The following is a 24,244-nucleotide window of genomic DNA, read 5'->3' as shown; positions in this document are numbered from 1 at the left end:
GCCGCGCAGTCACACCTTTAACCCTTCAAGCACAGGACCGATCATGCTCCAGTCCCCCAGCGTTTCCGATCTGTCCCAATGCCGTGTTGCGTTGGTCGTCAATGGTGCGGCGGGCAAGAAGGACGGACAGCAGCAGCAGGACAGTATCCGCGAGGCGATCACGCCACGGGTCAGGGAGTTTGCGCTGTATTCGGTCAGCAAGGGCAGTCTTATTGCCGACACGGCAAAGCATGCGGCAGACGACGGCGCCGACATTGTGGTCGCTCTGGGCGGGGATGGCACGCAATCCGCCGTCGCCGGGGCGCTGGCCGGCGGAACAGCCGTGATGGGGGTTCTGCCCGGTGGCACCTTCAATTACTTCGCGCGCGAGCTTGGGGTGGGCGATACGGTCGAGGCGGCGCTGGAAACCCTGCTGGCGGGGCATGTGCAGCAGATGGACGTGGGCGAGGTGAATGGCCGCATCTTTCTGAACAACGCAAGCTTCGGCGTGTATCCTGAAATCCTTGAGCGGCGCGAGGCGATCTATCGCCGCTGGGGCCGCAGCCGGATGGCGGCGTATTGGTCGGTTCTGGTGACTCTGTGGGACATGCGCGACCCCATGACTATGGTCGTCACGCTGGACGGCGAGACGCGCCAGTGCAAGACCTCGCTTGCCTTTGCCGCCCGCAGCGCGTTCCAGCTGGAAAGCCTTGGTCTGGAGGGCGCCGATGCCATCCGTGACGGCCGGTTCGCGCTGTTTCTGGCCAAGGGCCAAAGGCGGCATGAGCTTGTGGCGGCGGCCTTCCGCCTGGCTTTGGGCAGGGTTGCGCCGGGGCGGGATTTCGACATGCTGACCGCCGAAGAGATCATGATCGAAACCCGGCAGGTCCGCCGCCTGCTGGCGTTTGACGGCGAGAAGGCGCGGATGAAGGGGCCGTTCCGTCTGCGCGTGCATCAGGGCGCGCTGTCAGTGATCGTCCCTGCCCCGGTGGCATCCGCCAGCACCCCAACGTCGGAGGCCCGTTGACCCGGCTGATTCATCTGACCGACCTGCATTTCGGCTTGCACCGGCAGTCGCTGGTGCAGCCTTTGCGCGCCGCGATCCTGTCGAATGCGCCTGATCTGGTAGTGGCATCCGGCGATCTGACACAGCGCGCGCATGCGGGGCAGTTCCGCCTGGCGATGGCCTTCCTGCGCGATCTGGGCGTGCGGGTCATGGTGGTGCCCGGCAACCACGATATGCCGCTGTTCAACGTTTTCGCACGTCTGCTGCATCCGTTCGGCACCTACCGGGCCGAAGTGAGCGGCAATCTGGCACCCGTGCTGCAGGCCGGGCGCCTGCGGCTCTTTGGCACCAACACCGCCGATCCGTTCCGCCGGCGCGGCGGTATTGTGCGCAAGGCCGAGATTGACCGTATCTGCCGGGCCATGCACGACGGGCCGCAGGATGTGACCAACATTCTGGTCTGTCACCACCCGATGGAAGAGCCGCCGGGCTTTGAACGGGGGGAAACCCGGGATGCACCCGCAGCGATGGCGCAACTGGCCGCAGCAGGGTTGCATATGGTCCTGTCGGGGCATCTGCATCATTGGCAGACCGGTCTTGGCATTTCCGCCGGGCTGACGCGGAAGATTTTTCAGATGCAGACCGGCACAGCCCTGTGCGCCCGCCTGCGTGAGCGTGATCACGGGTTTACCGTGCTGGATATCGGTGCAGACCGGCTGTCTGTCACGCCATGGATCGTGAACGAAGAAACACAGCAGTTTGACGCCCGGCCAGTCACGCATTTTGCCCGGCCGGACGGGCACTGGCACCGCCTCGACTGACCATCGCGGCACTGCGCGTTGCGTGGCTGATCCGGCAGCAGTTCAGATGGGCCGGAAAGCATTGCAATCGTTCCACGTTTGGTATCTTTTGATGCGGAAAAGTGGAGGAGAACATCGTGAAAATTCAGCTTACGCGCCGGATGGTGCTTGCCGGGGTCGTCGCCCTGACCGCTGTGCCCGCCTTCGGGCAAGACGCCTGGCCGACCGCTCCTGTCCGTGTTTTTGTCGGATTTCCGGCCGGTTCATCGCCCGATACCCTTGCGCGCATCGTTACCGACCAGCTGGCGCAACGTCTGGGCCAGCCTGTCGTGATCGAAAACCGGCCCGGCGCCGGGGGGGTGATCGGTGTGCAGCAAATGCTGGTATCCGCCGGTGACGGGCACACATTCGGCACGACGATCAACGGGCCGTTGACCACGTCGCAGCGCATGATGGACAGCACCGGATTCGACGTTGAGGCAGACATTCTGCCGGTGACGCTGATTGCCACCTCGCCACTGGTTCTCGCGGTCTCTGCCGACAGCGATATCGACGATCTGGAAAGCTTCATTGCTGCGGCCGGGGCCGGGGATGAGGCGATCGCCTATGGCTCGGTCGGGCAGGGGTCCGGCGCGCATCTGACCGCCGAGCTTTTCGCGACCGAGGCGGGTGTCAGCATGCTGCATGTGCCCTTCACCAGCTACGCCGAAGTCACAACCTCGATTCTTGGTGGTGAGATAGACGCCGGTTTCATGGCACCCTCCGCCGCGTTGCCCTTCGTCGAGGCGGGAACGATGCGCATGCTGGGCATGACCTCGACCGAGCCGTTTGCACAGGCGCCTGACGTGCCGCTGATTGCCGGTAACGCGGGGCTGCCCGAAGATTTCCGGGCCGAACTGTGGAACGCCTTCATCGCGCCCAGTGGCACGGATGCCGCCATCATCGAACGGCTGAATGGCGAAATCGCTGAAATCCTCGCCGATCCCGCTGTGCAGGCCCAGCTTCTGGCCATCGGCTGGCAGGCTGCACCGGGTTCTCCCGATGAACTGCGCCAGCGCATTGTCGAGGATACGGCGATGTGGGGCGCGGTGATCGACCGCGTCCAGGCGCAATAACGGGGCCGACATGCAGCGCGACTGGCCTGATCTTTGCGGCGGCCTGATTCTGGCCGCCATCGGTGCCGGTGCGGCTGTATGGGCGGCCTTGTATTATGACATGGGAACCCTGCGCCGGATGGGGCCGGGTTTCTTTCCGGTGGTCCTGGGGGCGGTCCTGTTCCTGCTGGGGATGGTGGTTGCGCTGCCTGCCGTCGGGCGCACGGCGGCGGCACCAAAGGTCGAACCTGCGGCGGCGGCGGCGGTGCTGGCGGCGATCCTGATCTTCGCGCTTGGCCTGAACCGGCTGGGGCTTGCCGGTGCGACTGCGGCCAGTGTGCTGGTCGCCACCCTGCCAGCGCCGCGCAAAGGCGCCGTCTGGCGGATTGTGCTGGCCGTTGTCGTGACCGTGCTCACCGTGCTGGTGTTCAGTCTGGGTCTGCGCATGACCCTGCCACTTTGGCCGCGCCTGCCATGACAACCTGGGAAGGCCTTGTCTTCGGCATAAGCTTTGTCACGCAGCCCGAAGTGCTGATCTACTGCTTTCTGGGCGTTGTGCTGGGCACTTTTGTCGGTGTTCTGCCGGGTATCGGCGCAATGGCCGCCATTTCGCTGCTGCTGCCAATCACCTATTACATCACGCCCGAAGCGGCGCTGATCATGCTGGCCGGCGTCTATTACGGTGCGCAATATGGCGGGGCGGTCGCATCAATCCTGCTCAGGCTGCCGGGCACGCCCCAATCGGCGGTGACCACGCTGGACGGCTACCCGATGGCACGCGACGGCAGGGCTGGCGTTGCGCTGTTCACGGCAATGGTTTCGTCCTTCACCGGGTCGGTCATCGGCATCCTTGTGCTTGTTGTGCTGGCGGGCTGGCTGTCACGCGCGGCCACGGCCTTTGGTGCGGCTGATTATGCGGCGATGATGATCCTTGGCCTTGTCGCTGCGTCCACCATCGGAACGCCCCGCCCCGCCAAGGGCTTTGCCATGGTTACGCTGGGGTTGTTGCTGGGCTGCATCGGCACCGACGTCAATTCAGGCGCGCAGCGGTTCACCTTTGGCCAGACAGAGCTGCTGGACGGCATCAACCTTGTGGCCCTTGCGATGGGTCTGTTCGGCGTGGCCGAGGTCATCGCCAATGTCCGCAACCCTGACCGGCAGGGCGTGGCGGAACGGATCGGCCTGAAGCGCCTGATGCCAACGCGGGATGACCTGCGGCGCATGGCGTTTCCCACGCTGCGCGGCAGTGCGCTTGGCAGCTTCTTCGGCGCGTTGCCCGGCACCGGATCGACATTGTCCTCTTTCCTCAGCTATTCCATGGAACGCAGGCTTTCGCGCCAGCCGGAGCGGTTCGGAAATGGCGCTGTCGAGGGCGTGGCGGGCCCTGAATCGGCAAACAACTCTGCCGCGATCACCGCCTTTGCCCCGACGCTTACGCTTGGCATTCCGGGCGATCCGATCATGGCGTTGATGCTGGGTGCGCTGGTGATCCACGGTATCCAGCCCGGCCCCATGATGCTGGAGACGCGGCCTGAGATGTTCTGGGGGCTGGTCGCCAGTTTCGGGATCGGCAACCTGTTGCTGCTGATCCTGAATCTGCCCCTGATCGGGATATGGGTTGCGATGCTGCGCATCCCGTTCAACTATCTCTATCCGGCGATCCTTGTGTTCCTGTGCCTTGGCGTCTTTTCGGTCAGGGGGCTGACCTTTGACATCGTGGCCGTTGCCGCGATAGGGCTTGCCGGGTACCTGCTGGCGATTGCCCGGTTCAGCCCTGCGCTGCTTTTGCTGGGATTCGTGCTTGGCCCGTTGATTGAGACCAACCTGCGCCGGGCCTTTCTGATTTCACGCGGTGATCCGATGGTGTTTCTGGAACGGCCCATCGCCGCCGGTTTCGTTGTCGCAACCGTGGCGTTGCTGCTTTTGCCGCTGTGGCAGGCGTGGCGCCGGCGCGCCGGGGCCCATCGGCGGGCAAGCGCCGGTAGCCGGTAAACCGCCCCCGCCAGCCTTCTCACCCGGCCTTCCATTTCCGCTGCGTGCGACTTATGAGAAGTGCAGGCATTGCCGTTGGCTTGATTGTCGCCAACCGAGGCAGGCCGCAACCCAGCCGGGAACCCATATCTTGGACGCAGAAACTTTTGCCGTCGAAGCCGCGATCGAACAGGATCATTGGTGGTTTCGCGGCCGTCGCCGCCTTCTGGCGTCTGAAATCGCGCGTCTTGGGCTGCCCCCGGGCGCCGAAATCCTTGATGTGGGCACCAGCACCGGCACCAACCTGCGGCTGTTGCGCGAACTGGGCCACCAGCGCGTCAGCGCGCTTGATTCGAGCCAGATCGCAATCGACTATGTTGCGGCCAAGGGGCTGGGCCGGGTGCGCCTTGGCGACATCTGCGCGCTGCCCTGGCCGGATGACAGTTTCGATATGGTGCTGGTAACCGATGTGATCGAGCATGTGGATGACGATGCTGCCGCCCTTGCCGAAGTGGCGCGCGTCTTGCGCCCGGGTGGCGCGGCCATTGTCACCGTGCCCTGCTTTCCAAGCCTCTGGGGCCTGCAGGACAGGGTTGCCCATCACAAGCGGCGCTATCGGATGGGCGGGCTTTGTGACCGGATCACCGCCTCAGGGCTGAGGATCGACCGGAAGTTTCATTTCAATTTTCTGCTCTTCCCGGCCATCTGGGGGGCGCGGCGCATGCTGGAGCTGATCAAGCCTGACATCGCTTCGGAAAATCAGATCAATACGCCCTTCATCAATGCCATCCTGTCGGGAATCTTCCGGCTGGATATTACAACCGCGCCCTGGCTTCGCCCGCCTTTCGGCGTGTCGGCGCTTGTCCGCGCCCGAAAGATTCGCACATGAGCGCCCCCTATCTTACGGTCGTTACGCCGGTCTTCAATGAGCGCGACAGTCTTGCGCCCTTCTTTGCCAGATTGCTGCCCTGCCTGCAGGCGCTTGAAAAACCGTTCGAGATCATTGCCGTGAACGATGGCAGCAGCGACGGCAGTCAGGCCATCCTGGAAGAGCACGCCGCGCGCATCCCCGAGCTGACGGTGGTGTCCTTCAGGCGCAATTTTGGCCAGACCGCAGCACTGATGGCCGGGATCGATCACGCGCGCGGAGAGGTGATTGTCACCCTGGACAGCGATCTTCAGAACGACCCGGCAGATATCGGCGCGCTGCTCAAAACCCTTGATGAAGGGTTTGACGTCGTGAGCGGCTGGCGCAAAGCGCGCAAGGATGCCGCGATCCGGCGCAACCTGGTCAGTCGCGTCGCGAACCGGCTGATTTCCCAGGTGACCGGGGTGCATCTGCACGATTACGGCTGCACCCTTAAGGCCTATCGGCGCGAGGCCCTGGCCGGCGCGCGGCTTTACGGCGAAATGCACCGTTTCATTCCGATCTATGCCGCCCAGATCGGCGCACGGGTTACGGAAATCCCGGTCACGCACCATGCCCGCCAGTTCGGCCAGTCGAAATATGGCCTTGAACGCATCTTCAAGGTGATCCTTGACCTGATGGTCGTCAGCTTTCTGTCACGCTTCTTTGCGCGGCCGATGTATGTGTTCGGCGGCTTCGGGCTGTGCTCGCTGCTGATCAGCGCGGTCTGCTTTGTCTGGATGCTGGTGCTGAAACTGGGCTGGGGGGTGTCAATGATCCTCACGCCGCTGCCGGTGCTGGTGGGGCTGACATTCCTTGCCGGGGTCATGGGCCTGTTGATGGGTCTTCTGGCCGAAGTTCTGGTGCGCACCTATTTCGAAAGCCAGGACCGCAAATCCTATGTCATCGCGCGGGTGGTTCCGCCGCGCGCCTGAACGTATTGCAGCGACAGCCATGCAAACAGGAACAGCCGGTGATCTGCCTTTCCGCTGCGGTGTTGTGCCCAGTATTCCAGCGCGCCTGCGGTATTGATCGTGCCAACAGGCGCGGCGGGCGGTTGGGGGGGCGTGTTGCGCAGCCAGCGCGCGACGGGAATCCCGAAGCCCTTTTTTGACCGGTGAACGATGTCATGGGGCAGGTGGCGCTCACCTACCTTTTTCAGAAGGTATTTCTGCACCCCGCCGCGGATTTTCCATTCCATCGGCAGGCTGGCGGCGAACGCTGACAGGTCATTGTCAAGAAAGACCGCCCGCGTTTCGAGGCCGTGGGCCATCGCCGCCCGGTCGGTTTTCATCAGGATGTCATCGGGCAGGTAGAACCGGGTGAAGTAGTCGGCCATCCTTTCGCCATCGGAAAGATCAGGCCGCGCGTTCCAGGCGGCAATGGCTTCAGAATACAGCGCCTCTGCAGGCCATTCCCGCCCCATGAGGCGCGAAATCCCGGCCGGTTGCAGCGGCGCCATCCATGCCGGAGTGCGGCAGGCCATGGGCTGCATCTGCCCCAGAAGGAACCTCTGAGCCTTGAAATCAAGGCTCATGTAGCGCCCAGACGAAGGCAGCCATCCGGTCAGCCCGGCCATGCCCGCGATGATCGCCAGCGGCAAACGCTCCAACGCGCGCGACAGCGGCAGGGCGCGGAACGGCGCGTATCCGGCGAATAGCTCGTCGCCGCCATCACCCGACAGTGCGACCGTGACATGATTGCGAACAAAACGCGACAATTGCCAGGTCGGAAGAACCGATGCATCGGCCAGCGGCTCGGAAAGGGCGCGCAGGACAGGCTCGATCAGGGGCGCCGCATCGTCGATACCGAAGACCTGCACCTTGTTGGGCACACCCAGATGCGCGGCAACGCGGCGGGCAAAACCGCTTTCATCAAAGCTGGGCTCGTTGAAGCCGATGGTGAAGCTTTCCTCCCCTCCGCCCCCCGCACGTTTGAGGCAGGACAAAACCAGCGACGAGTCAAGCCCGCCGGACAGGAACACCCCCAGCGGCACATCCGCCACCAGCCGCCGACGGGTCGCCTGCACCAGCAGATGGTCAAGCTCATCCACCAGATCGCCCTCGCGCCGCCCGTGCACCGGGGCAAGCGTGAAGTCATGCCAGCATGCCTGCTGCCGTTTGCCGGTGCCCAGATCAATGCTCAGCCAATGGCCCGCAGGCAGTTTGCGCACACCGGCAAGGTGGGTGAAGGGCGCGGGAATGAAACCATAGGCCAGATATTTGGCGATGCCGGTTTCGCAGGGCGCATCATTCACGCCGGGATGGGCCAGCAGGGCGGCGATTTCGCTGCCAAAGGCAAGCCCTCCTGCGACATCGGCCAGATACAGCGGCTTTTCCCCAAAGCGGTCCCGCGCCAGAAAGACGCGATGGGCGCGGCGGTCATGGAGGGCAAAGGCAAACATGCCGTTCAACTGCCCCGGCAGGTCAGCTCCCCATTCGCGCCAGCCGTGAATCAGCACCTCGGTGTCCGAATGATCGCTGGTAAAGCGGTGGCCGCGCGCCTCAAGCGTCTTGCGCAGGTCGGCGTGGTTATAGATCTCGCCGTTGAAAACCACACCGATCTCATGCGCGCTGTCCCACATCGGCTGCGCGCCGGTGGCGATGTCGATAACGGCAAGGCGGGCATGGCCAAGAGCGACGTTCTGATCGCGGTCGAAATCCTCGCCCACACCATCGGGGCCGCGATGCGCGATGGCGGCGATCATGGCGCGCAGGGTTTCAGCGGGGCAGGGCGTTCCGATCACGCCGGTAATACCACACATGGTCAGGCGGCCCCTTCAAAGGCAAAAGCGCGTGAGCCGAAGAACACGACCGTGCTGAATGTCACAAGCGCACAAAGCTGCGCCCAGAAAAACGGCAGGCCAAGCGCCAGCAGCGCATAAAGAACGGCAAGGTTGCACCCATACCCCAGCCCCAGCACCATCCCGTAGCGTGGCAAAGACCGGGCTGTGGGAACGCTGCTTTGAAATGTGACATAGCGGTGCATCACATAGCTCAGCACGAAGCCCGCGCCATATCCGGCCGCGTTGCTGGACAGCGGCCCCCAGCCGAGGCCGCGATAGGCCGCCATGATCACCCCCACACCGACCACCGTGTTGACCACGCCCACAGCCGCAAACCTGACGAGCTGGCGCAACAGGATGGTGGAATTTCTGCTCATTGTGTCGATCCGGATTACACCCTAGTCATGGAGCCAGCTGAAGTGGGATACATCCCAACCGCGCGCGGCCCAAGGGGAAAACGCAGTGAACGACAATGGTGCCGCCCGGGGCGGGATGTGGTTTGTGGTTCTGCTCGCACTGAAATACGCATTGCCGCTTGTGGTGCTGGGCGGCGTCTATGCCCGGCTGCATGACAACCTTGATTCCGATGTCGTCTACAGCATCGTCGCCGGGCGTTTTCTGGCCGGGGACCGGGCGGCGTTTGATGTCTTCCTGAACGGCACGCTGGACTGGACATTCTTCATCCGCAGTTTTCAGCCGATCAGCGCTGTCTATGCCCTGCTGCCGCCCCAGCCCGCCTATGCCCTGACGGAGGCGGCGACGCTGGCCGTCGCATTCTTTGGAATGCGGCGGCTGCTGACCGACTGCGTGCCCGGGGCAGGGCAGGTGCTGGTGCCGCTGGTCTGGGCGTTCGGGCTGTCGTTCACCTCGTTCGGGGTGGGGCTGGCGGCGGCGCCCTGGGTGGTGTGGTTCGCAGGGCGTCAGGCGCGGTTCGGCTGGGGCGGTGCGCTTGTCGTGGCGCTGATCGGGCTGAACTCGGCACTTGCGCTGCACAGCCTGTTTCAGCCTGTCGGCACCCTCGTATGCCTGCTGGTGCTGGGCCTGCCGCTGCGCCGATGGCGGTTTGTGGCGGTTCATGGCGCGTTGTGGGTGGGCGCCGCGCTCGGGTCGGTCGGGGTGTTGTGGAACCTGATCGCAGGGCCGCCCAACCACCGAAGCGCCTGGCCCGCCCCGGTGGACGACGGGATGCTGGCGGATTTCGCAGCAGCAACGCTGAGCGATATTCTGGTGATGGGCGATCAGTACCATGCCACCATCGTGCCGGCGGTTTACGCTGGTTTCGTCATCGGGGCGGGGCTGCTGGTATCGCGTGCCCGCGTCATGCCGCTGCTCGCGCTGATCGTGGCAGGGGCTGCGCTGGCTGCGTTCCTGCCCGCCTATGACCGGGCGATGATCGGGCCGCTGGGCAGTGTGCAGTTCGATCGCATCGGCCTGTTTGCGCCGCTGGCCTGTCTGTGTCTGGCGGCGGTGCTGCTGAGCCGTGGTCTGCACTGGCTGCGCTGGCCGTTGGGTGCCGCGCTGGGGCTGTTTGTGCTGGCCGGGGCGGGGCTTTCCCCGGCAGCGCTCAAACCTTTGTTGCCCGCAACGGCCCGCGATGTGCTGGCTGAGGTCAGGGTGTCACGCGACTGGGCTGAGCTGTTCGGCCCGCGCGCCCTTGGCGGGATTGACCTCAGCCGGGCCGCTCTGTACCGCGCTGCCACCGTGGCCGGTCACTACCGCGCCGATGACTATGCTTGCCTTGCCACGGTCATTGGTGACGCCCGGGTGTTGTCGCTTGGCGTGGACCCGATGATCGCCCCCGCGAACGGGATCAACGCCGTTGACGGGTATCACAACCTCTATCCGTTGACCTACAAAGAGCAGTTCCGCCCTGTGATCGCCGACAAACTGGACGCCGACAGCACGTTGCGGGCGTATTATGACGACTGGGGCAGCCGGGTTTATGCCTTTGGCGACCGTGCCACCGCTGTTCCGCCGGATTTCCGTGCTGCCCTGCGCCTTGGTGCACGTTTCGTCATCGCCGGGCAGGCGCTGGCGGACCCGGCGCTGGCTGATGTCACCCCGGCCTGTGCGGGCGGGTTGCGGCTTTACCGGATTACCGCCGACTGAGCTGCGGCAGGCCCTTGCTGCGGCCTGTCAGCGGGGGCTTTCGCTGTTCACATAAACCGCCTTGTCCTCGGTCTGGCGACCGGGGCCGGTACCATCCGCTGGCATCCAGCCCGGATCCAGCGGGGTGAGGCCCAGCCGAAAGCGAATGGCAGCGGTGTAGAGCGCGGGGTGCACCAGATAGGGGAAATGCCCGCCGGTGTGAAACCGGAACCCGGCCCCTGCATCAAGTTGGCCACGCAGACGGTGCCGCCATTCCACCGGGATAAGCGGATCATCCTGCGCATCGATCAGCGTGACAGCATCCGGCGGCAAGGGGCAGGCAGGCAGCTCTCCGGCGCCTTTGAGAGCGTCCATGCGGGCGCGCAGTTCGGCTTCCGGAATGCGGCCATTCAGCTCGGCCATCAGCAGGTCAATCAGATCGGCCTGATCAGGATGCGATGCGCGCCACGCCACCAGCGTATCGCCAAAACCGGCGCGCAGATCACCGACAGGGGCGTTCCACAGATCAAGGCTGAAGGGGCGGCGATGGAGAAGCTCAGCCGCGGAAGGCAGGGTATTGGCGGCAAACAGGTGGCAGACCTTTGCCGGCCGGGTGAAGGCCAGCGTCTGCGCGATATACCCCCCCAGTGAGGTGCCCAGAACCGCGACGCTTTCCAGATCATGTGCATCAAGCAGCGCGGTCAGATCGTCGATCCAGGCGCTCAGTTTGCCGTGATCCGGATAGCTGACCGCCAGAACCCGGATTTCGGGCGCAAGGGCTTTGATCTGCTGGAAAAAGACATCGGCGCGGCCCAGTGTGCCGGGGAGAAGCAGCAGGGCAGGTACTTTGCCGGTCGGTTGGTGGGTGGCGACGGGGCCGGTATCCACCAGCCCCCAGCGCCTGCCTTCGCGGGTGAAGGATGATTCAGGATATTCAGTGGCGAACAGATCCCGCAGGGCTATCAAGGGGTTGGTCATTGTTCCGGCTCCTCTGACGGGCTCTTTGCGGGTAACTTTTCAGTTATTCTTTCCGCGATCCACGAGATCAGCAGATCGGCGATCTGGTCGCTGTTGCGCTCGGCCATCATCAGATGGCCATTGCCGTGCAGGCCATGATCCGACAGGCGCAGATAATCGGTGCTGACGCCATGGGCTTTCAGGTGCTCCGCCACCAGTGGCAGGCTGCCCGCCATCCATGAAGCCTCGGCCGCGACCACGGCAACCGGAAAGCCGCCAAGCCCGGGCAGGCGGCGGGGTTGGCCATCCGCCAGCGCTGCGGGGTGGGTCACGGGCGGGTCATAGGTCAGCGGGGCGGCGGTCAGGCCCCAGTCCAGCCTGCCAAGCGGATGCGACAGGAAGGGCGGCGACAGCGGCTCTACCGCGATGATGCCGCGCACCAGCGCGGGGCGCGCATCGGCCATCAGCCAGCCACAGGGGCCGCCCTGCGAATGGGTCAGCAGGATCGACGGGCCCACCTGATCCAGAAGCGCGGCCCCGGCATCGCGCGCCAGTGCCTGCATCGTGTGCAGATCGGTGTGCATCGGGCCGCTGCCCGCCATGAACTGGCGCAGGCTTTCCGACGTCGCGGGCAGGCCATCATCGGGCCACTGGCTGTGCAGCGCGGCCCCAGGCCATGTGCCCAGCGACCGGGCGGCGGTAAAGCGCGGGGCGATGTCTTCGTAGCTGGGCAGCGGTGTCATCGCGCCAAGCGCCTCAGGATGCCAGGGCGCGCGGCCGTGGCCGGGGCGGTCCATCACATAGACAGCAAAGCCCGCCTGCAGAAAACGCGCGGCCCAGCCGGGACGGCCGTCCGGGGTGAACAGGAAATCCGTTCCCTGCCCGCCGCCGCCATGTACCATGAGGACGGGCAGGGCGTGGCGCTGAACCTTGGGGATCATGCACAGCACATAGGCCTGCCCGGCCTCGATTGTGCCGCCATCCGGGCGCTGCCTCTGCTGCCCGCCGACAAAGCAGCCCCGGCAGGCCGCCAGTTCCGGCCAGGGCGCCGAGGCCGCCTGACGCAAGGCTTGTGGCGAAAGCGGGTGCGGCAACGTCGGCATTGTCACAGGAACCCCGGCAGCCAGAGGATGATGGCGGGAAAGGCGATCAGCAACGCCAGTTTCAGGATATCGGCCAGAACGAACGGCGCGACACCGGCATAGACATCCCGGAGTTTCAGCTCAGGTGCGACGCTTTTCAGCATGAACAGGTTCAGGCCGAACGGCGGCGTGATGACACCGATTTCAACCACGACGATCATGATGATGCCCCACCAGACCGGATCATAACCATAGACACCGACAATCCCCGCGGTCAGGCTGGCTGTGATCATCAGAACGGCGATGCTGTCCAGCACAAACCCCAGCAGGATGTAGATGAAGCACAACAGCGCCACCACGGCCCATCCCGGCAGGTTCAACCCGGTTACCAGCCCCGTCGCGGCGGCGCTGAGGCCGGTTGCCGAAAAGAAGAAGGTGGTGATCAGCGCGCCGATGATCAGGAAATAGATCATCGAGGTTGACCGCGTGGTTTCGGCCATGACCTTCCAGAAGCCGCCGCCGCGCAGACGGCCGCGCAGGCACATGATGGCGAATGCCACCACGGCACCCACCCCCGCAGCCTCGGTCGCGGTGAAGAAGCCAAAGAAGATGCCGCCGAATACCAGCGCGAACATGATGAGCGCGGGCAATGAATCCAGCGCGGTCCGTCCGATCTCGCGTACATCCCACGGCTCGCCACGCGGCGCGGCACTGGGCGACAGGGTGACTGTCAGCGCGATGGCGGCAAGGTAGAAAATGATGGTCAGCACCGCCGGAATGATCAGCGCAATGTAGATCGCCCCGATCGATTGTTCGACAAGAATGGCATAGATGACCGCAGCGGTTGAGGGCGGCAGCAACTGGCCCAGCGTGCCACCCGCCGCAATCGACCCGGCTGAAAGGCGCGGGGAATAACCGCGCTGCGCCATCTCAGGATAGGCGACCGAGCCGATGGTGGCGACCGTTGCCACTGAAGAGCCGGTCAAGGCACCAAAACCGGCCGAACCACCGATGGTGGACAGCGCCAGCCCGCCGCGGAACGGGCGGCACAGTGCCTGCGCGAAGGCGTAGATATCGCGTGAGATGCCGCTTTGGACGGCAAAGCCCCCCATCATCAGAAAGAACGGCAGCACCGCCAGATCCAGATTGGTCAGCAGCCCCTTGGTTTCGGCCCCGGCGATATTCACCGTCTGGCCCAGCCCGAACAGCCCCAGAATACCCATGCTGGCACAGGCGGTCAGGGCGGCGGCGAGGGGCACATACAGCAGGATCAGCACCCACAAAAGCACCACCAGCGCCACGGCAACCATGAGCATGTTGCTCAGAAAAACCATCTGCATCATCTGGAACTGGACAACGACACCCCAGGTAAGCAAGGCCACGGCGCCAAAGATCACCCCGGTCGCAACATACCAGCGCGCGCTCAGATCGGCGCTGGCGCGCAGGGCAACCAGCAGCTGGGCCGGAACGCACAAGGTAAAGAGGGCGCTGATGGCAAAATACCACGGCCAGAGCGGCCAGCGCATGATCGTGGTGCTGGAGCCGCGGTTCAGCGCTGTAAGCGCCTGCTGCCAGACTGCCCAGGCAATCAGGATGATGACTGCCAGAAAAATCGTCGCACCGATCGCGCGCAGCCATGCGACAGCGCGTTCGCTGAACACCGTGCTCATCAGGTCGATTTCAAGCGTGGCACGCTGCGTGAGCCCGGCAGCAAGGACGGCGGCGATGGCGGTGGGGAAGACGGTCTGAAAGATCTCGTTCGATCCGGGGATCGGCGCGTTCAGCAGCCAGCGCATCACGGTCACATCGAACGTGGTGATCAGGGCGACGCCCAGCATGGCCAATGCACCGGCTGTGGCCACGACACGGGCCAGCCCATCCATCCGGCGGTCTGCCGCAGCGATCAGCGCCCGCCCGCGGGACGGAGGCAGAGCCGGCGGTGCAGGGCTTGGCGTGGGCGAACCTGTCTGGGGCTGCAACATGGGAAAGGGTTCCTCGTCGACGGAGAGAGCGCTGATCAAACGGCCGGAAGCGGCGGCGCGCATCAGCACGCCGCCGCTTCCACTGTCAGGGGTCAGTTTCCTGCCACGACGTCTTCATAGGCAGCGATGTATTCGTCGAGCAGCATCTGGCCGTCCGGGGTGGCGCTTACCCATGCGTCGATGACCGGCGCCAGCGCCTCTGTCCAGCGCGCCATCTCTTCTTCGGACAGCGTGTTCACTGTCAGATCGCCCGATCCCACCAGATCTTCGTCGAACTCGGTGCGCATGTCGTTCTGGACCGAGCCCAGAAAGCGCGAAAGATGTTCGCCGCTGAGCGAATCGAGCGCTTCGCGTTCTTCATCGCCGAGTGCGTTGTAGGCGTCATGGTTCATGATGATGGCGAAGGGTGTCGCCCCGAAGGACATATCCGCCACCTGATGGCTCAGCAGCTCGCGGAAGCGGAACACAACCATGGTGTTGCCATTGCCCAGAGCGGCATCGACCACCCCGCGGCTGATCGCCTGATAAGCCTCGTTGAACGGGATCGCGCTGGGTGAGGCGCCCAGTTGCGTCAGCGCCGACGAGGTGGTGTGGTCCGTCACCCGGACGCGCAGGCCTTCCAGATCCGCCATGCTGGTGATCGGGGTCTTGCTGTAGAGTGACAGTGGCATCACAACCTGAAAGCCAAGCACCTTGACCTCATCCAGCCCTTCATCCAGCAGGCCACGCTCATAAAGCCGCCACATAGCAGCCGAGGCCGCCTCGGAATCGCCGCCCAGACCGGGAAGCGAGGGAAGATAGGCCGCCGAGATATCAAGGCCCGATGTGCCCAGCGAGGCGATGCCCATATCCGCGACCCCGGCAGTTACCCGGTCCCAGATATTGGTGGCGACGGCAAAGGGCGGCGGGTACGAGGTGATGTCGAGCAGGCCGTTGCTGGCCTCGTTCACGGAATCGGCCCAGGCACCATAGGCGCGCTGCTGAATAACGCTGTCAGGGGCCTGCCCGGTGGCAAAGCGCAGATGGGTCTGCGCCTCGGCGGGCAAGGGGCTCAGTGCAAGCAAGGCTGCGGGGATTGCGCCCAGAACAGCGAGGCGCAGCGCGCCTGCCGTGCAGGGCAATGTCAGTGCCTTCATGATGTTTCTCCTCCTCATGATTGATATCCGACCGCTCCTCCACGGTCGGTCGGGTGCCCTCAGAGACTGGACTGAAGGGCGCGTGTAAACCGGACCTGGCCAAGGACGGCGTCGCGGTCGGTGGCCAGTTTGCGGATTTCGGCAAGCTCGCGGTCAAACCAGGTGCCCTCATGGGCATGAAAGATGCGCTGCTTGTTGCGCGTGGCCTGCGGCGAGGCGAGTTCGATAAAGGCGCGGCGGCGTTCATCGGAGTAGCGATCAAGCAGATCGGTTGATGCGCCGTCATTGACGATCGCATTCATGACCTCGACCAGAAAGAATGAATCGAACAGGCCTGACGTCAGCCCCAGCCCGCCGGTGGGGTTGGTGATATGCGCGGCATCCCCGGCCAGAACGACGCGGCCCACGCGCATTGTGTCCACGCAGCGCTGGTGCATGCGGTAGGGCGAAAACTGCACCAGTTCATAATCCTCGATCCCCGGCACATAGGCATCATAGAAATGGTGAATCCGCTCGCGCACGCTCTCCAGCGGCAGGTTCACATCTTCCATGAACGTCACGCGCCACAGATCTGTCTGGTCGATCTTGGCGATGATCGCGCCATAGACATCGTCCATCATGAAATTGGCGCGCGCATAGCCGTGGGCTTCAAGGTCAAAGCGCAGGTTCGTGGCGATGAAGCGTTCAGGCCATGTAATGCCGAAAAAGTTCAGCTTGAGGATTTTTTCGCGCACCGCGCTGCCCGCGCCGTCGCAGCCGATCAGCCAGTCAGCGCGCAATTCTTCGGTGCCGTCGGCGCTTTCCAGTGTGGCTGTGACGCCATCGGCATCCTGCGTCACGCCGCTGATCCGGGTGCCGAAGCGCACCTCGGCATTCGGAAGCCGTGCCAGATGCTGGCGCGCGATCTCGGCCAGGTCGTTCTGGCCCAGATGCAGGTTGAAGGGATAGTCGGTTTCATCGGTCAGCGGGTCAAGCGACCAGTAGATACGCTCACCCGTGCGGAATACGGTGTGGCAATAATCCTGCTTGGTGAAGCCGCGTTGCTTGGCATCGTCCAGCAGGCCCAGCTTGTCCAGCCCTTCAAGCACCGACCAGTGGTAAACCATTGCACGCGGCGAGTTTACAATCCCCGGCTCTGCCTCGACAAGAGTGACGCGTATGCCACGTTGCGCAAGGCCGAGGGCCGTCAGAAAGCCGACGGGCCCACCCCCCGCGACAAGAATATGTTGATGCTGCAACGTTTCCTCCCTGCGCATACGGTATTACGGTATGATAAGGATGGGCGTTGGGCTCTGTCAATTGACTTCGCGCGTTTCCGCTTCCGAGAAGTGCTCAAGCGCTGCGGCGGCGGCGCTGCGGACGTGCAGAATGGCGGCTGCGTGGGCCGCTTCCGGGTCGCGCCGGCGGATCGCCGCGACCAGAAGTTCAAGCTCGTTGAGGCTGTGTGCCGTGCGCCCGGGGCGCTGCAACGAGGCCGATCGCAGCAGCGTCACCCGGGCATTGAGCATGCGCAGCGATGTGCCAAGCGCGTCGTTATCGGCGCAGTCGATCATGCAGTCATAGAACCGGTTCTTGGCCATCAGACGGTTCAGTGGCGCGGGGTCGCTGATCTCCCGGCGAAGCTCTTCAAACGCCTGAACGAGGCTGTCGATTTTGCTCTGCGGGGCATTTCTTGCAACAGTTTCAGCAACTAAGGCTTCCAGAAGGGCGCGGACCGCGTAAATGTCTGCGGCCTGCTTCCGGCTAAGCGTCACCACCACGGGGCCGCGATTCGCGCTGACAGCGATCAGCCCTTCGGCCTCAAGCTGGCGCAATGATTCGCGGACCAGTGTCCGGCTGACGCCCGTCATCTCGCACAGTTCGCGTTCAAGCAGGCGCTGGCCGGGTTTGAAATGGCCCAATGCAATTGAGTTGCGGATGCTCTCTGTTGCCTGTTGACGCAAGGGTGCGGGAATCTTGTCTACTAGGAATGTCATCGCTCTTGTCTCCGGGGTGGCCGAGGTCATCATGCTGGACTCAAAAGGGTGGTGCAAAGAAGGTCGTTCAAGGTTGGTTGTATTCCAATGCGGTATTACGGTATGACAAAAGCGGATATAGTGGCAAGAAGCAAACATGAATTTGCACCGCAAATCCCCAGTTCGAAGTTTGCTCAGGGCCCTACCGGCCAACGTGAAGTGCCGGGCGATTCTTACGTTGACCGGTCCGTGAATGCCGCCTCTGCGGGCGCTTGATGGTCTGGGGTCCGCCGCCGAGGCAGCCTTGCCTCGTGACGCCGATCATACCGCCGTGCATGGCTTCCTGCGCGGATATTTCACGCGTCCGGATAGCTGACAGGCACGGGAAACCGGCCTCCGCCGACAACTGGGGCGGTTCTCAGGCCATCAGTTTTGCAAGATGCGTCGTCACCGCGCCGCGCCACTTCTCATTGTTCAGCAGCGCGGCGGGGAACAGCCCCGGAAGGGCAAAGAGCGCAGCCGCAATGCCGGCGGGCTGAGGGGGCGCTGCCGCGAGGGCCGCGCGGATTTCGGCTTCGCGCGGGTCCTGCAACGGGTGGCGCCCGTCCCGGGCGCAGATGCCGCCTGCATAATGCATCCATGCGGCGGTGATCAGGGCGTAGCTGTCTGCATCCGCCCCCCGGGCCAGCAGCTCGGTCGCGGGCTCAAACACCCGTGGCGGCAGTTTCTGGGTGCCGTCCATGGCGATCTGCGCGGTGCGGTGGGCAATGGCACGGTTTGCGAAGCGATCCAGCAGGTCTTGCGCATAGTGCTCAGGGTTCACACCGGGGACGGGGCCAAGTGTGCTGGCCGCCACCCTCAGATGCGCCCGGGCGGCCTGAGCGATCACCGGGTCAGCGATGGCATCGCGGATGTATTCATGCCCGGCCATGAAGCCCAGCCAGGCCATAAGCGAATGGGTGCCATTGAGCATCCGCAGTTTCATTTTCTCAAACGGCGTGACATCGGCGACGAGAAGCGCGCCAGCCCTCTCCCATGCCGGGCGGCCGCTGGCGAAGCGGTCTTCGATTACCCATTGCGTGAACGGCTCGGTTTCGACGGCGGCGCGGTCTTCATGGCCGGTCAGGCGCGCGGCATCGGTATAGGTGGCGTCAGTGCTGGCGGGGGTGATGCGGTCCACCATGGTTGACGGGAAGGGCACATTGTCGCCAATCCATGCGGCAAGACCGGGGTCATGCCGGGCGGTGTATTCCAGCACCAGACGCCTGAGCACCGCGCCGTTGGCAGGCAGGTTGTCGCACGACAACGGGGTGAACGGGGCACGGCCTGCCGCGCGCCGCAACCCAAGGGCCGCGCTGACAAGGCCCACGGCGCTTTGGGGTGCGTGCGGCGCAGCCAGATCGGCGGCAATGGCGGGGTGTGCGGCATCAAGCCCGCCGGTCGCCGCGTTCAGGCCATAGGCCTTTTCGGTGATGGTCAGGCTGACGATACGAATGGCCGGGTCTGCCATGCGCAACAGGATATCGCCGGGCGCCACGCCGCGCAGCACAGCGCCGATGACGCGCGCCTGCGTGTTGCCGGTGTCGCGCACCAGAAGGGTGTAAAGGCCGTTCTGGGCATTCAGGATATCCGCAGTCTCGCTGTTGCGCAGCCCTGCCGTTTCAATCCCCCATGCGCCACCGTGTTCAAGCGCGGTATCGGTATAGGCCGCCAGATGGGCCCGCAAAAAGGCACCGGGCCCCAGATGCAGGATGCCCGCGCGCAAGGCGGCGCGGTCATAGCGCGGGCGCAGAACGGTGGCGGGCAGGTCATCAAGCCGGGTAAGGAGGGTCACAGGCGATAGGCCCTTTTTGCCGCGTGATAGCTGAGGTCGGTGGCGATTGTCTCGGCGCTGGTGCGGCCCAGCTGGTGAGCGGCGACCATGCGGGCAAGGAAACCGGCCACCGCGCGCCGCCAGACATCATGGCGCGCCGGAATGGACAACAGCGCGCGGGTGTCGTCGTTGAACCCGGCGAGATTGGCGAAGCCTGCGGTTTCAACCACCTGATCCAGATAGCGGCGCATTCCGGCGGGGCTGTCGTGGAACCACCAGGGCGGGCCGATCATCAAGGCAGGCCAATAGCCCGCCATGGGTGCCAGCTCACGGGCATAGGTGGTCTCGTCCAGGGTGAACGCGATCACGCGCAGCCGGGGGGCGTGGCCGTGCCGGTTCAGCAGCGCATCCAGCCCGCCCACCCAGTCTGTCCGCCGGGGGATATCGGCGCCCATATTGGCCCCCCGGGCAGAGAACATGGCGGCATCGGTATTGCGGCGCGAACCGGCATGAATCTGCATGACCATGCCATCTTCGGCGGAAAGCCCGGCCATTTCCGTCAGCATCTGTGCCCGGAAGCATTCAGCTTCGGCCGGGGTCAGAGTGCCCGCCAGCGCGCCGGTCAGCAGGCGCTGGCATTCGGTGGCGGGCAGGTCGGCGGTCATGGCGGAGGGGTGGCCGTGGTCGGTTGCGGTTGCGCCGTGGGCGCGGAAATGGGCGCGGCGGCGGCGGTGGGCCTCGATCATGCCGTCCCATCGGGCGGTGTCGCAATCGGTGAGGGCGGCCAGCCGCGCCATGTCAGTGCGGAAATCAGGGGCGTCGGGGTCAGTAACCGCATCGGGGCGATAGGTGGTGCGCACGCGGCTGCCCCAGCCATCATGCGCCAGCGCGGCATGATGGGTGAGAGGGTCAAGCGCGCCTTCGGTGGTTGCGATGACCTCGACCCTGAAGCGGTCAAGCAGGGCGCGGGGCCGGAAATCAGGGCGGGCGAGCGCGGCATTGATCTGATCGAACAGGGCGTCGGCATTGTCCGGGGTCAGCCGCTCTTCGCAGCCCAGCACCGCCGACAGCGCATGATCAATCCAGAGGGCCGAGGGGGTGCCGGTGAACAGAGGATACTGCTGCGCGAATGAACGCCAGACCGCGCGGGGCGCGGCCACTTCCGCCCCATCACGGCGGGGCACGCCGAGGGCGTCATAGGAAATGCCCTGCGCATGCAGCATGCGCAGCAGATAATGATCCGGCACGATCAGCAACGAGGCGGCATCCGAGAACGCCGCATCGCTGGCGAACCACGCCGGATCGGTGTGGCCATGCGGGCTGATGATGGGCAGATCACGCACGGCGCTGTAAAGGTCGCGCGCAATGGACCGGGTGCCGGGTTCAGCAGGCAACAGGCGGTCAGGGTGGAGGATGCCGTCACCGATGGTCATCTGAAAGCCCCTGTCTGGCGCAATGCCCGTTCCACGCCGCGCAACTCTGCCAGACCGCGCAGCCGCCCGACAAGCGGGTAGCCGGGCTGACCGCCGCGCCGCAGGTCATCGACGATTTCCTGCCCATGGTCCGGGCGCATGGGGATGCTGGCGTCTTCGCGGCCCTCAACCCCGCGCCGGGCTTCTTCACGCAGCACCGCCGCGATCAGGGCAACCATATCGGTGTCGCCTTCAAGATGCTCGGCTTCATGGAACGATCCGGCAATCATGCTCCCGTCGCGCCTGACGTTGCGCAGGTGCAGAAAATGCACCTTTGGGCCGAAGGTGTCCATCATGGCGGGCAGGTCGTTGTCAGGCCGCGCCCCGAGCGAGCCGGAGCACAGGGTCATGCCGTTGGCTGGGCTGTCGACGCCGCCCAGTATGGCGGCGTAATCCTCAGTATCGGACATGACACGCGGCAGACCCATAAGCGGAAAGGGCGGGTCGTCAGGGTGGCAACACAACCGCAGGCCCAGTTGTTCAGCAACCGGCACCACCTCGGTCAGAAAGTCGATGAAGTTGCGGCGCAGCTGCGCGGATGAGATGGCGCCGTATTCCGCCAGATGCGCACGGACGCGGGCAAGGTCCATCGCCTCGGTAGAGCCGGGCAGGCCCATGGTGATGCTGTCGGCCAGCTGACGGCGGGTGGCATCATCCATGAGGGCAGCGCGGCGGCCAGCCTCGGCGGCCACGTCGGGCGGGTAATCGGCGGCGGCGCCTGAGCGCTTCAGCAGATGAATGTCGAAAGCCGCGAAATCATGGATATCGAAGCGCATGCAGGTGGCGCCGGTGGGCAGGCGAAAGCGCAGGTCGGTGCGGGTCCAGTCCAGAACCGGCATGAAATTGTAGCAGATCACCTTGATGCCCGCCGCTGCAAGATTGCGCAGCGAGGTTTTGTAAGCCGCGATATGAGCGCGCCAGTCACCCTTCTGCTTCTTGATATCCTCCGAGACCGGCAGGCTTTCGACCACATCCCATGTCAGCCCTGAGGGCGTGCCATCGGAGCGCCGCGCCACCTCGGCCTGCCGTTGCGCAATCTCGTCCTTTGTCCAGACGATGCCGTTGGGCACATGGTGCAGCGCCGTGACCACGCCGACCGCCCCGGCCTGCACGATATCTTCAGTACGGACCGGATCTTTGGGGCCGAACCAACGCCATGTATGCCTCATTCCCGGCCTCCTGCGGCATTTGCCATCGCCTGGGCCTTGATCGCCAGTCTGGTGACGGTCAAGGCATGGCCATGGGGGGTGGCTGTGTCGGTGCGGTGGCGCACATCGGCCAGAAAGCGCGGGAAATAGGTCAGCGGTTCGGCGCTGCAGTCGATATGCTCTGTGCCGTTGTTGTTGGTCAGAAACAGATGGTCGGCACCGGGCCTTCCGGCGATATCGACATATTTGCGCAACTCGATCGTGCCCTCGGTACCCAGAAGGAACAGGCGCCCGTCGCCCCAGGCGGGCAGACCATCCGGGGTGAACCAGTCAACGCGGATGAAGCCGCTGGCATGGGGAGTGTGCAGAAGAATCTCGCCATAGTCCTGAAAGGCGGGAACATCGGGCAGGGCGCGGTTGGCGGTATGGGCTGCGGTGATGTCGGCGGTGGCGCTGCGGGTGAAGAACAGGAACTGGTCAATCTGGTGCGAGGCAAGGTCGGTGAGAATGCCGCCAAAGGTTTCCGGGCGGAAGAACCATTCGGGGCGGATCGCGCGGTTCAGGCGGTGCGGCCCCAGACCCGTGGTCTGGATCACGCGGCCGATGGCGCCGTCGGCCACCAGCCGGGCCGCGGTTTCACAGGCGCGCACCACAAAGCGCTCGGAAAAGCAGATAGAGAAGATGCGGCCGGTCTCAGCGGCGGCCTGTTCCAGTGCCGCAACCTGATCAAGGCTGACGGCGCCGGGTTTGTCGACCATCACATCCTTGCCCGCCTGCATCGCCCGGATCGCAATGGCCGGACGATCGGCGGGGATGGCGGCGCTGACAATGATCTGTATGCCGGGATCATCAAAAAGCGTATCGCGGGGCAGGGGCGGCAGTGTGGGGAACCGCTCCCTGAAGCCTTCCAGAACACGCGGGTCGCTGGTCAGGGGGCAATACCCCGCGCAGTGGGCCCCGGCGGCGATCAGTTCCGCGACCATGTGATAGATGTGCCGGTGATCAAGCCCGATGGCGGCGAAACGCAGGGTCATTACCGCACCCGTGCCGGAGCGCCGGAGCGCCCGGTCTCGATCAACGCATCAATCAGCCGATGGACCCTGAGCGCGTCTTCGCCGGTCACCTTTGGCGCGCGGCGCTCGCGGATGGCATCGGCGAAATCGGCCATGACGGCGCGATGATAGTCATGCGGGAAGGCCATGGGGTCTGCCCCCGTGCCACCTGAGGCTATGTCGTTTTCCACCCGCTCCACGCGCCCGTCATGGAACTGCGCCAGCAGTTCACCCCCGCGTAGCGCCAGCGTTCCGTTCTCGCCGGTGATCATGATTTCCTCATGAAAGCCGGGAAAGGCGGCGGTGGTCGCGTCGATGGTGCCAATGGCGCCATTGGCAAAGCGTATACCGGCGCAGACCATATCTTCGGTTTCCATCTGGTGCACGGCGGTGGTGGTGGCAAAGCCGGTCACATCGGTAACCGGCCCGGCGAGGCTGAGCATCAGGTCAAGCGTATGGATGCCCTGCGAGATCAGCACGCCGCCGCCATCGCGCCTGAACGAGCCGCGGCCCGCTTCATCATAGTAGCTTTGCGGCCGCCACAGGCGGATGGTGGTTGAGCAGCCGACAATGCGCCCCAGCGCCCCCGATGCGAGAAGTTCGCCAGCGCGCACCCCGGCCGGGCGGAAGCGGTGTTGCAGCACCACGCCCAATGTCACGCCCGCAGCGCGGCAGCCCTGTACCAGCTCAACTGCCCGTGCCGTGGTAATGTCGAGCGGCTTTTCCATCAGCACATGCTTGCCCGCCCGCGCACAGGCCAGGCCGATATCGCAGTGGGTATTGGCCGGGGTAAAGACGGCGACGGCGTCAACGCCGGGATCGTTCAGAATGCTCTCAAGGGAATCTGCCATCGGGAACGGGAAGCGTGCCGAAAAGTCGGCACGACGGGCGGGCGAAGGGGCGAAAGCATGGGTAACCTCGATGCGGTCGGACAGGTCCATCAGCCCTTTGGCGTGGGGTGTCACGGCCATTCCAAGGCCAACGATGGCGATGCGGGTTTTGCGCAAGTTTCCGGTC

Annotated in this window: 21 protein-coding genes; 8 read left to right on the top strand and 13 right to left on the bottom strand. The window is 64.5% G+C overall.

The annotated features are described in order from the left end of the window. Positions 1 to 43: 43 nt before the first annotated feature. The 7 genes from V7Q53_RS02595 (at position 44) to V7Q53_RS02565 (ending at position 6,692) form a co-directional block, all read left to right on the top strand. Positions 44 to 1,006: a diacylglycerol/lipid kinase family protein gene (locus V7Q53_RS02595; RefSeq protein ID WP_333826812.1), complete on the top strand. Its 963-nt coding sequence runs from the start codon at positions 44 to 46 to the stop codon at positions 1,004 to 1,006. Continuing rightward, positions 1,003 to 1,806: a metallophosphoesterase family protein gene (locus V7Q53_RS02590; protein ID WP_333826811.1), complete on the top strand. Its 804-nt coding sequence runs from the start codon at positions 1,003 to 1,005 to the stop codon at positions 1,804 to 1,806. The genes V7Q53_RS02595 and V7Q53_RS02590 overlap by 4 nt, the downstream gene beginning before the upstream one ends. A 116-nt stretch (positions 1,807 to 1,922) precedes the next feature. Then, positions 1,923 to 2,900 carry a Bug family tripartite tricarboxylate transporter substrate binding protein gene (locus V7Q53_RS02585; RefSeq protein ID WP_333826810.1) on the top strand — a complete coding sequence of 326 codons (978 nt, stop codon included), beginning with the start codon at positions 1,923 to 1,925 and terminating at the stop codon, positions 2,898 to 2,900. 10 nt (positions 2,901 to 2,910) lie between these two features. Continuing rightward, positions 2,911 to 3,357, top strand: coding sequence for a tripartite tricarboxylate transporter TctB family protein (locus V7Q53_RS02580; RefSeq protein WP_333826809.1), 447 nt, complete (start codon positions 2,911 to 2,913; stop codon positions 3,355 to 3,357). Further along, positions 3,354 to 4,871 (top strand): tripartite tricarboxylate transporter permease, encoded by a 1,518-nt coding sequence (locus tag V7Q53_RS02575; protein WP_333826808.1) that lies wholly within the window; start codon positions 3,354 to 3,356, stop codon positions 4,869 to 4,871. Before V7Q53_RS02580 ends, V7Q53_RS02575 begins: the two co-directional genes overlap by 4 nt. Before the next feature lie 130 nt (positions 4,872 to 5,001). Beyond that, the gene (locus V7Q53_RS02570) at positions 5,002 to 5,739 is read left to right on the top strand and encodes a class I SAM-dependent methyltransferase (protein WP_333826807.1); all 738 of its coding nucleotides are present in this window, start codon (positions 5,002 to 5,004) and stop codon (positions 5,737 to 5,739) included. Next, positions 5,736 to 6,692 (top strand): glycosyltransferase family 2 protein, encoded by a 957-nt coding sequence (locus V7Q53_RS02565; RefSeq protein WP_333826806.1) that lies wholly within the window; start codon positions 5,736 to 5,738, stop codon positions 6,690 to 6,692. Before V7Q53_RS02570 ends, V7Q53_RS02565 begins: the two co-directional genes overlap by 4 nt. Here the strand turns inward: V7Q53_RS02565 and asnB are convergent. After that, on the bottom strand, positions 6,656 to 8,521 hold the full coding sequence (gene asnB / locus V7Q53_RS02560) for an asparagine synthase (glutamine-hydrolyzing) (protein ID WP_333826805.1): 1,866 nt from the start codon (positions 8,519 to 8,521) through the stop codon (positions 6,656 to 6,658). The genes V7Q53_RS02565 and asnB overlap by 37 nt on opposite strands. Before the next feature lie 2 nt (positions 8,522 to 8,523). After that, positions 8,524 to 8,919 (bottom strand): GtrA family protein, encoded by a 396-nt coding sequence (locus V7Q53_RS02555; protein ID WP_333826804.1) that lies wholly within the window; start codon positions 8,917 to 8,919, stop codon positions 8,524 to 8,526. 85 nt (positions 8,920 to 9,004) lie between these two features. Here V7Q53_RS02555 and V7Q53_RS02550 point away from each other — a divergent pair, with 85 nt between their 5' ends. Next, complete coding sequence (locus V7Q53_RS02550; RefSeq protein WP_333826803.1) at positions 9,005 to 10,651, top strand: DUF6044 family protein; 1,647 nt, start codon at positions 9,005 to 9,007, stop codon at positions 10,649 to 10,651. 27 nt (positions 10,652 to 10,678) lie between these two features. Here the strand turns inward: V7Q53_RS02550 and V7Q53_RS02545 are convergent, their stop codons facing one another. The 11 genes from V7Q53_RS02545 to V7Q53_RS02495 form a co-directional block, all read right to left on the bottom strand. After that, complete coding sequence (locus V7Q53_RS02545) at positions 10,679 to 11,608, bottom strand: alpha/beta fold hydrolase (protein WP_333826802.1); 930 nt, start codon at positions 11,606 to 11,608, stop codon at positions 10,679 to 10,681. Then, positions 11,605 to 12,690: an alpha/beta hydrolase gene (locus V7Q53_RS02540; protein ID WP_333826838.1), complete on the bottom strand. Its 1,086-nt coding sequence runs from the start codon at positions 12,688 to 12,690 to the stop codon at positions 11,605 to 11,607. The genes V7Q53_RS02545 and V7Q53_RS02540 overlap by 4 nt, the downstream gene beginning before the upstream one ends. 2 nt (positions 12,691 to 12,692) lie before the next feature. After that, positions 12,693 to 14,552: a TRAP transporter large permease gene (locus V7Q53_RS02535; RefSeq protein WP_333826801.1), complete on the bottom strand. Its 1,860-nt coding sequence runs from the start codon at positions 14,550 to 14,552 to the stop codon at positions 12,693 to 12,695. 191 nt (positions 14,553 to 14,743) lie between these two features. Then, entirely contained in the window at positions 14,744 to 15,787 is a 1,044-nt protein-coding gene (gene dctP, locus V7Q53_RS02530; protein WP_333826800.1) for a TRAP transporter substrate-binding protein DctP, read from the bottom strand. A gap of 59 nt (positions 15,788 to 15,846) precedes the next feature. Next, the gene (locus V7Q53_RS02525; protein ID WP_333826799.1) at positions 15,847 to 17,025 is read right to left on the bottom strand and encodes an FAD-dependent oxidoreductase; all 1,179 of its coding nucleotides are present in this window, start codon (positions 17,023 to 17,025) and stop codon (positions 15,847 to 15,849) included. Between the two features lie 57 nt (positions 17,026 to 17,082). Beyond that, on the bottom strand, positions 17,083 to 17,796 hold the full coding sequence (locus tag V7Q53_RS02520; RefSeq protein ID WP_333826798.1) for a GntR family transcriptional regulator: 714 nt from the start codon (positions 17,794 to 17,796) through the stop codon (positions 17,083 to 17,085). 364 nt (positions 17,797 to 18,160) lie between these two features. After that, the gene (locus V7Q53_RS02515) at positions 18,161 to 19,576 is read right to left on the bottom strand and encodes a mannitol dehydrogenase family protein (RefSeq protein ID WP_333826797.1); all 1,416 of its coding nucleotides are present in this window, start codon (positions 19,574 to 19,576) and stop codon (positions 18,161 to 18,163) included. After that, the gene (uxaC, locus tag V7Q53_RS02510; RefSeq protein WP_333826796.1) at positions 19,573 to 20,988 is read right to left on the bottom strand and encodes a glucuronate isomerase; all 1,416 of its coding nucleotides are present in this window, start codon (positions 20,986 to 20,988) and stop codon (positions 19,573 to 19,575) included. The genes V7Q53_RS02515 and uxaC overlap by 4 nt, the downstream gene beginning before the upstream one ends. Beyond that, positions 20,985 to 22,196, bottom strand: coding sequence for a mannonate dehydratase (gene uxuA, locus V7Q53_RS02505; RefSeq protein ID WP_333826795.1), 1,212 nt, complete (start codon positions 22,194 to 22,196; stop codon positions 20,985 to 20,987). Before uxuA ends, uxaC begins: the two co-directional genes overlap by 4 nt. Next, positions 22,193 to 23,209: a Gfo/Idh/MocA family protein gene (locus tag V7Q53_RS02500; RefSeq protein ID WP_333826794.1), complete on the bottom strand. Its 1,017-nt coding sequence runs from the start codon at positions 23,207 to 23,209 to the stop codon at positions 22,193 to 22,195. Before V7Q53_RS02500 ends, uxuA begins: the two co-directional genes overlap by 4 nt. Then, positions 23,209 to 24,234 (bottom strand): Gfo/Idh/MocA family protein, encoded by a 1,026-nt coding sequence (locus V7Q53_RS02495; RefSeq protein ID WP_333826793.1) that lies wholly within the window; start codon positions 24,232 to 24,234, stop codon positions 23,209 to 23,211. Before V7Q53_RS02495 ends, V7Q53_RS02500 begins: the two co-directional genes overlap by 1 nt. Between the last annotated feature and the right edge of the window lie 10 nt (positions 24,235 to 24,244).

The organism is Pararhodobacter sp. (genome assembly GCF_036802785.1).
Lineage (GTDB): Bacteria > Pseudomonadota > Alphaproteobacteria > Rhodobacterales > Rhodobacteraceae > Pararhodobacter.
Note: the sequence above shows the minus strand (reverse complement) of the source record. Positions and strands in the feature narration are given on the sequence as shown.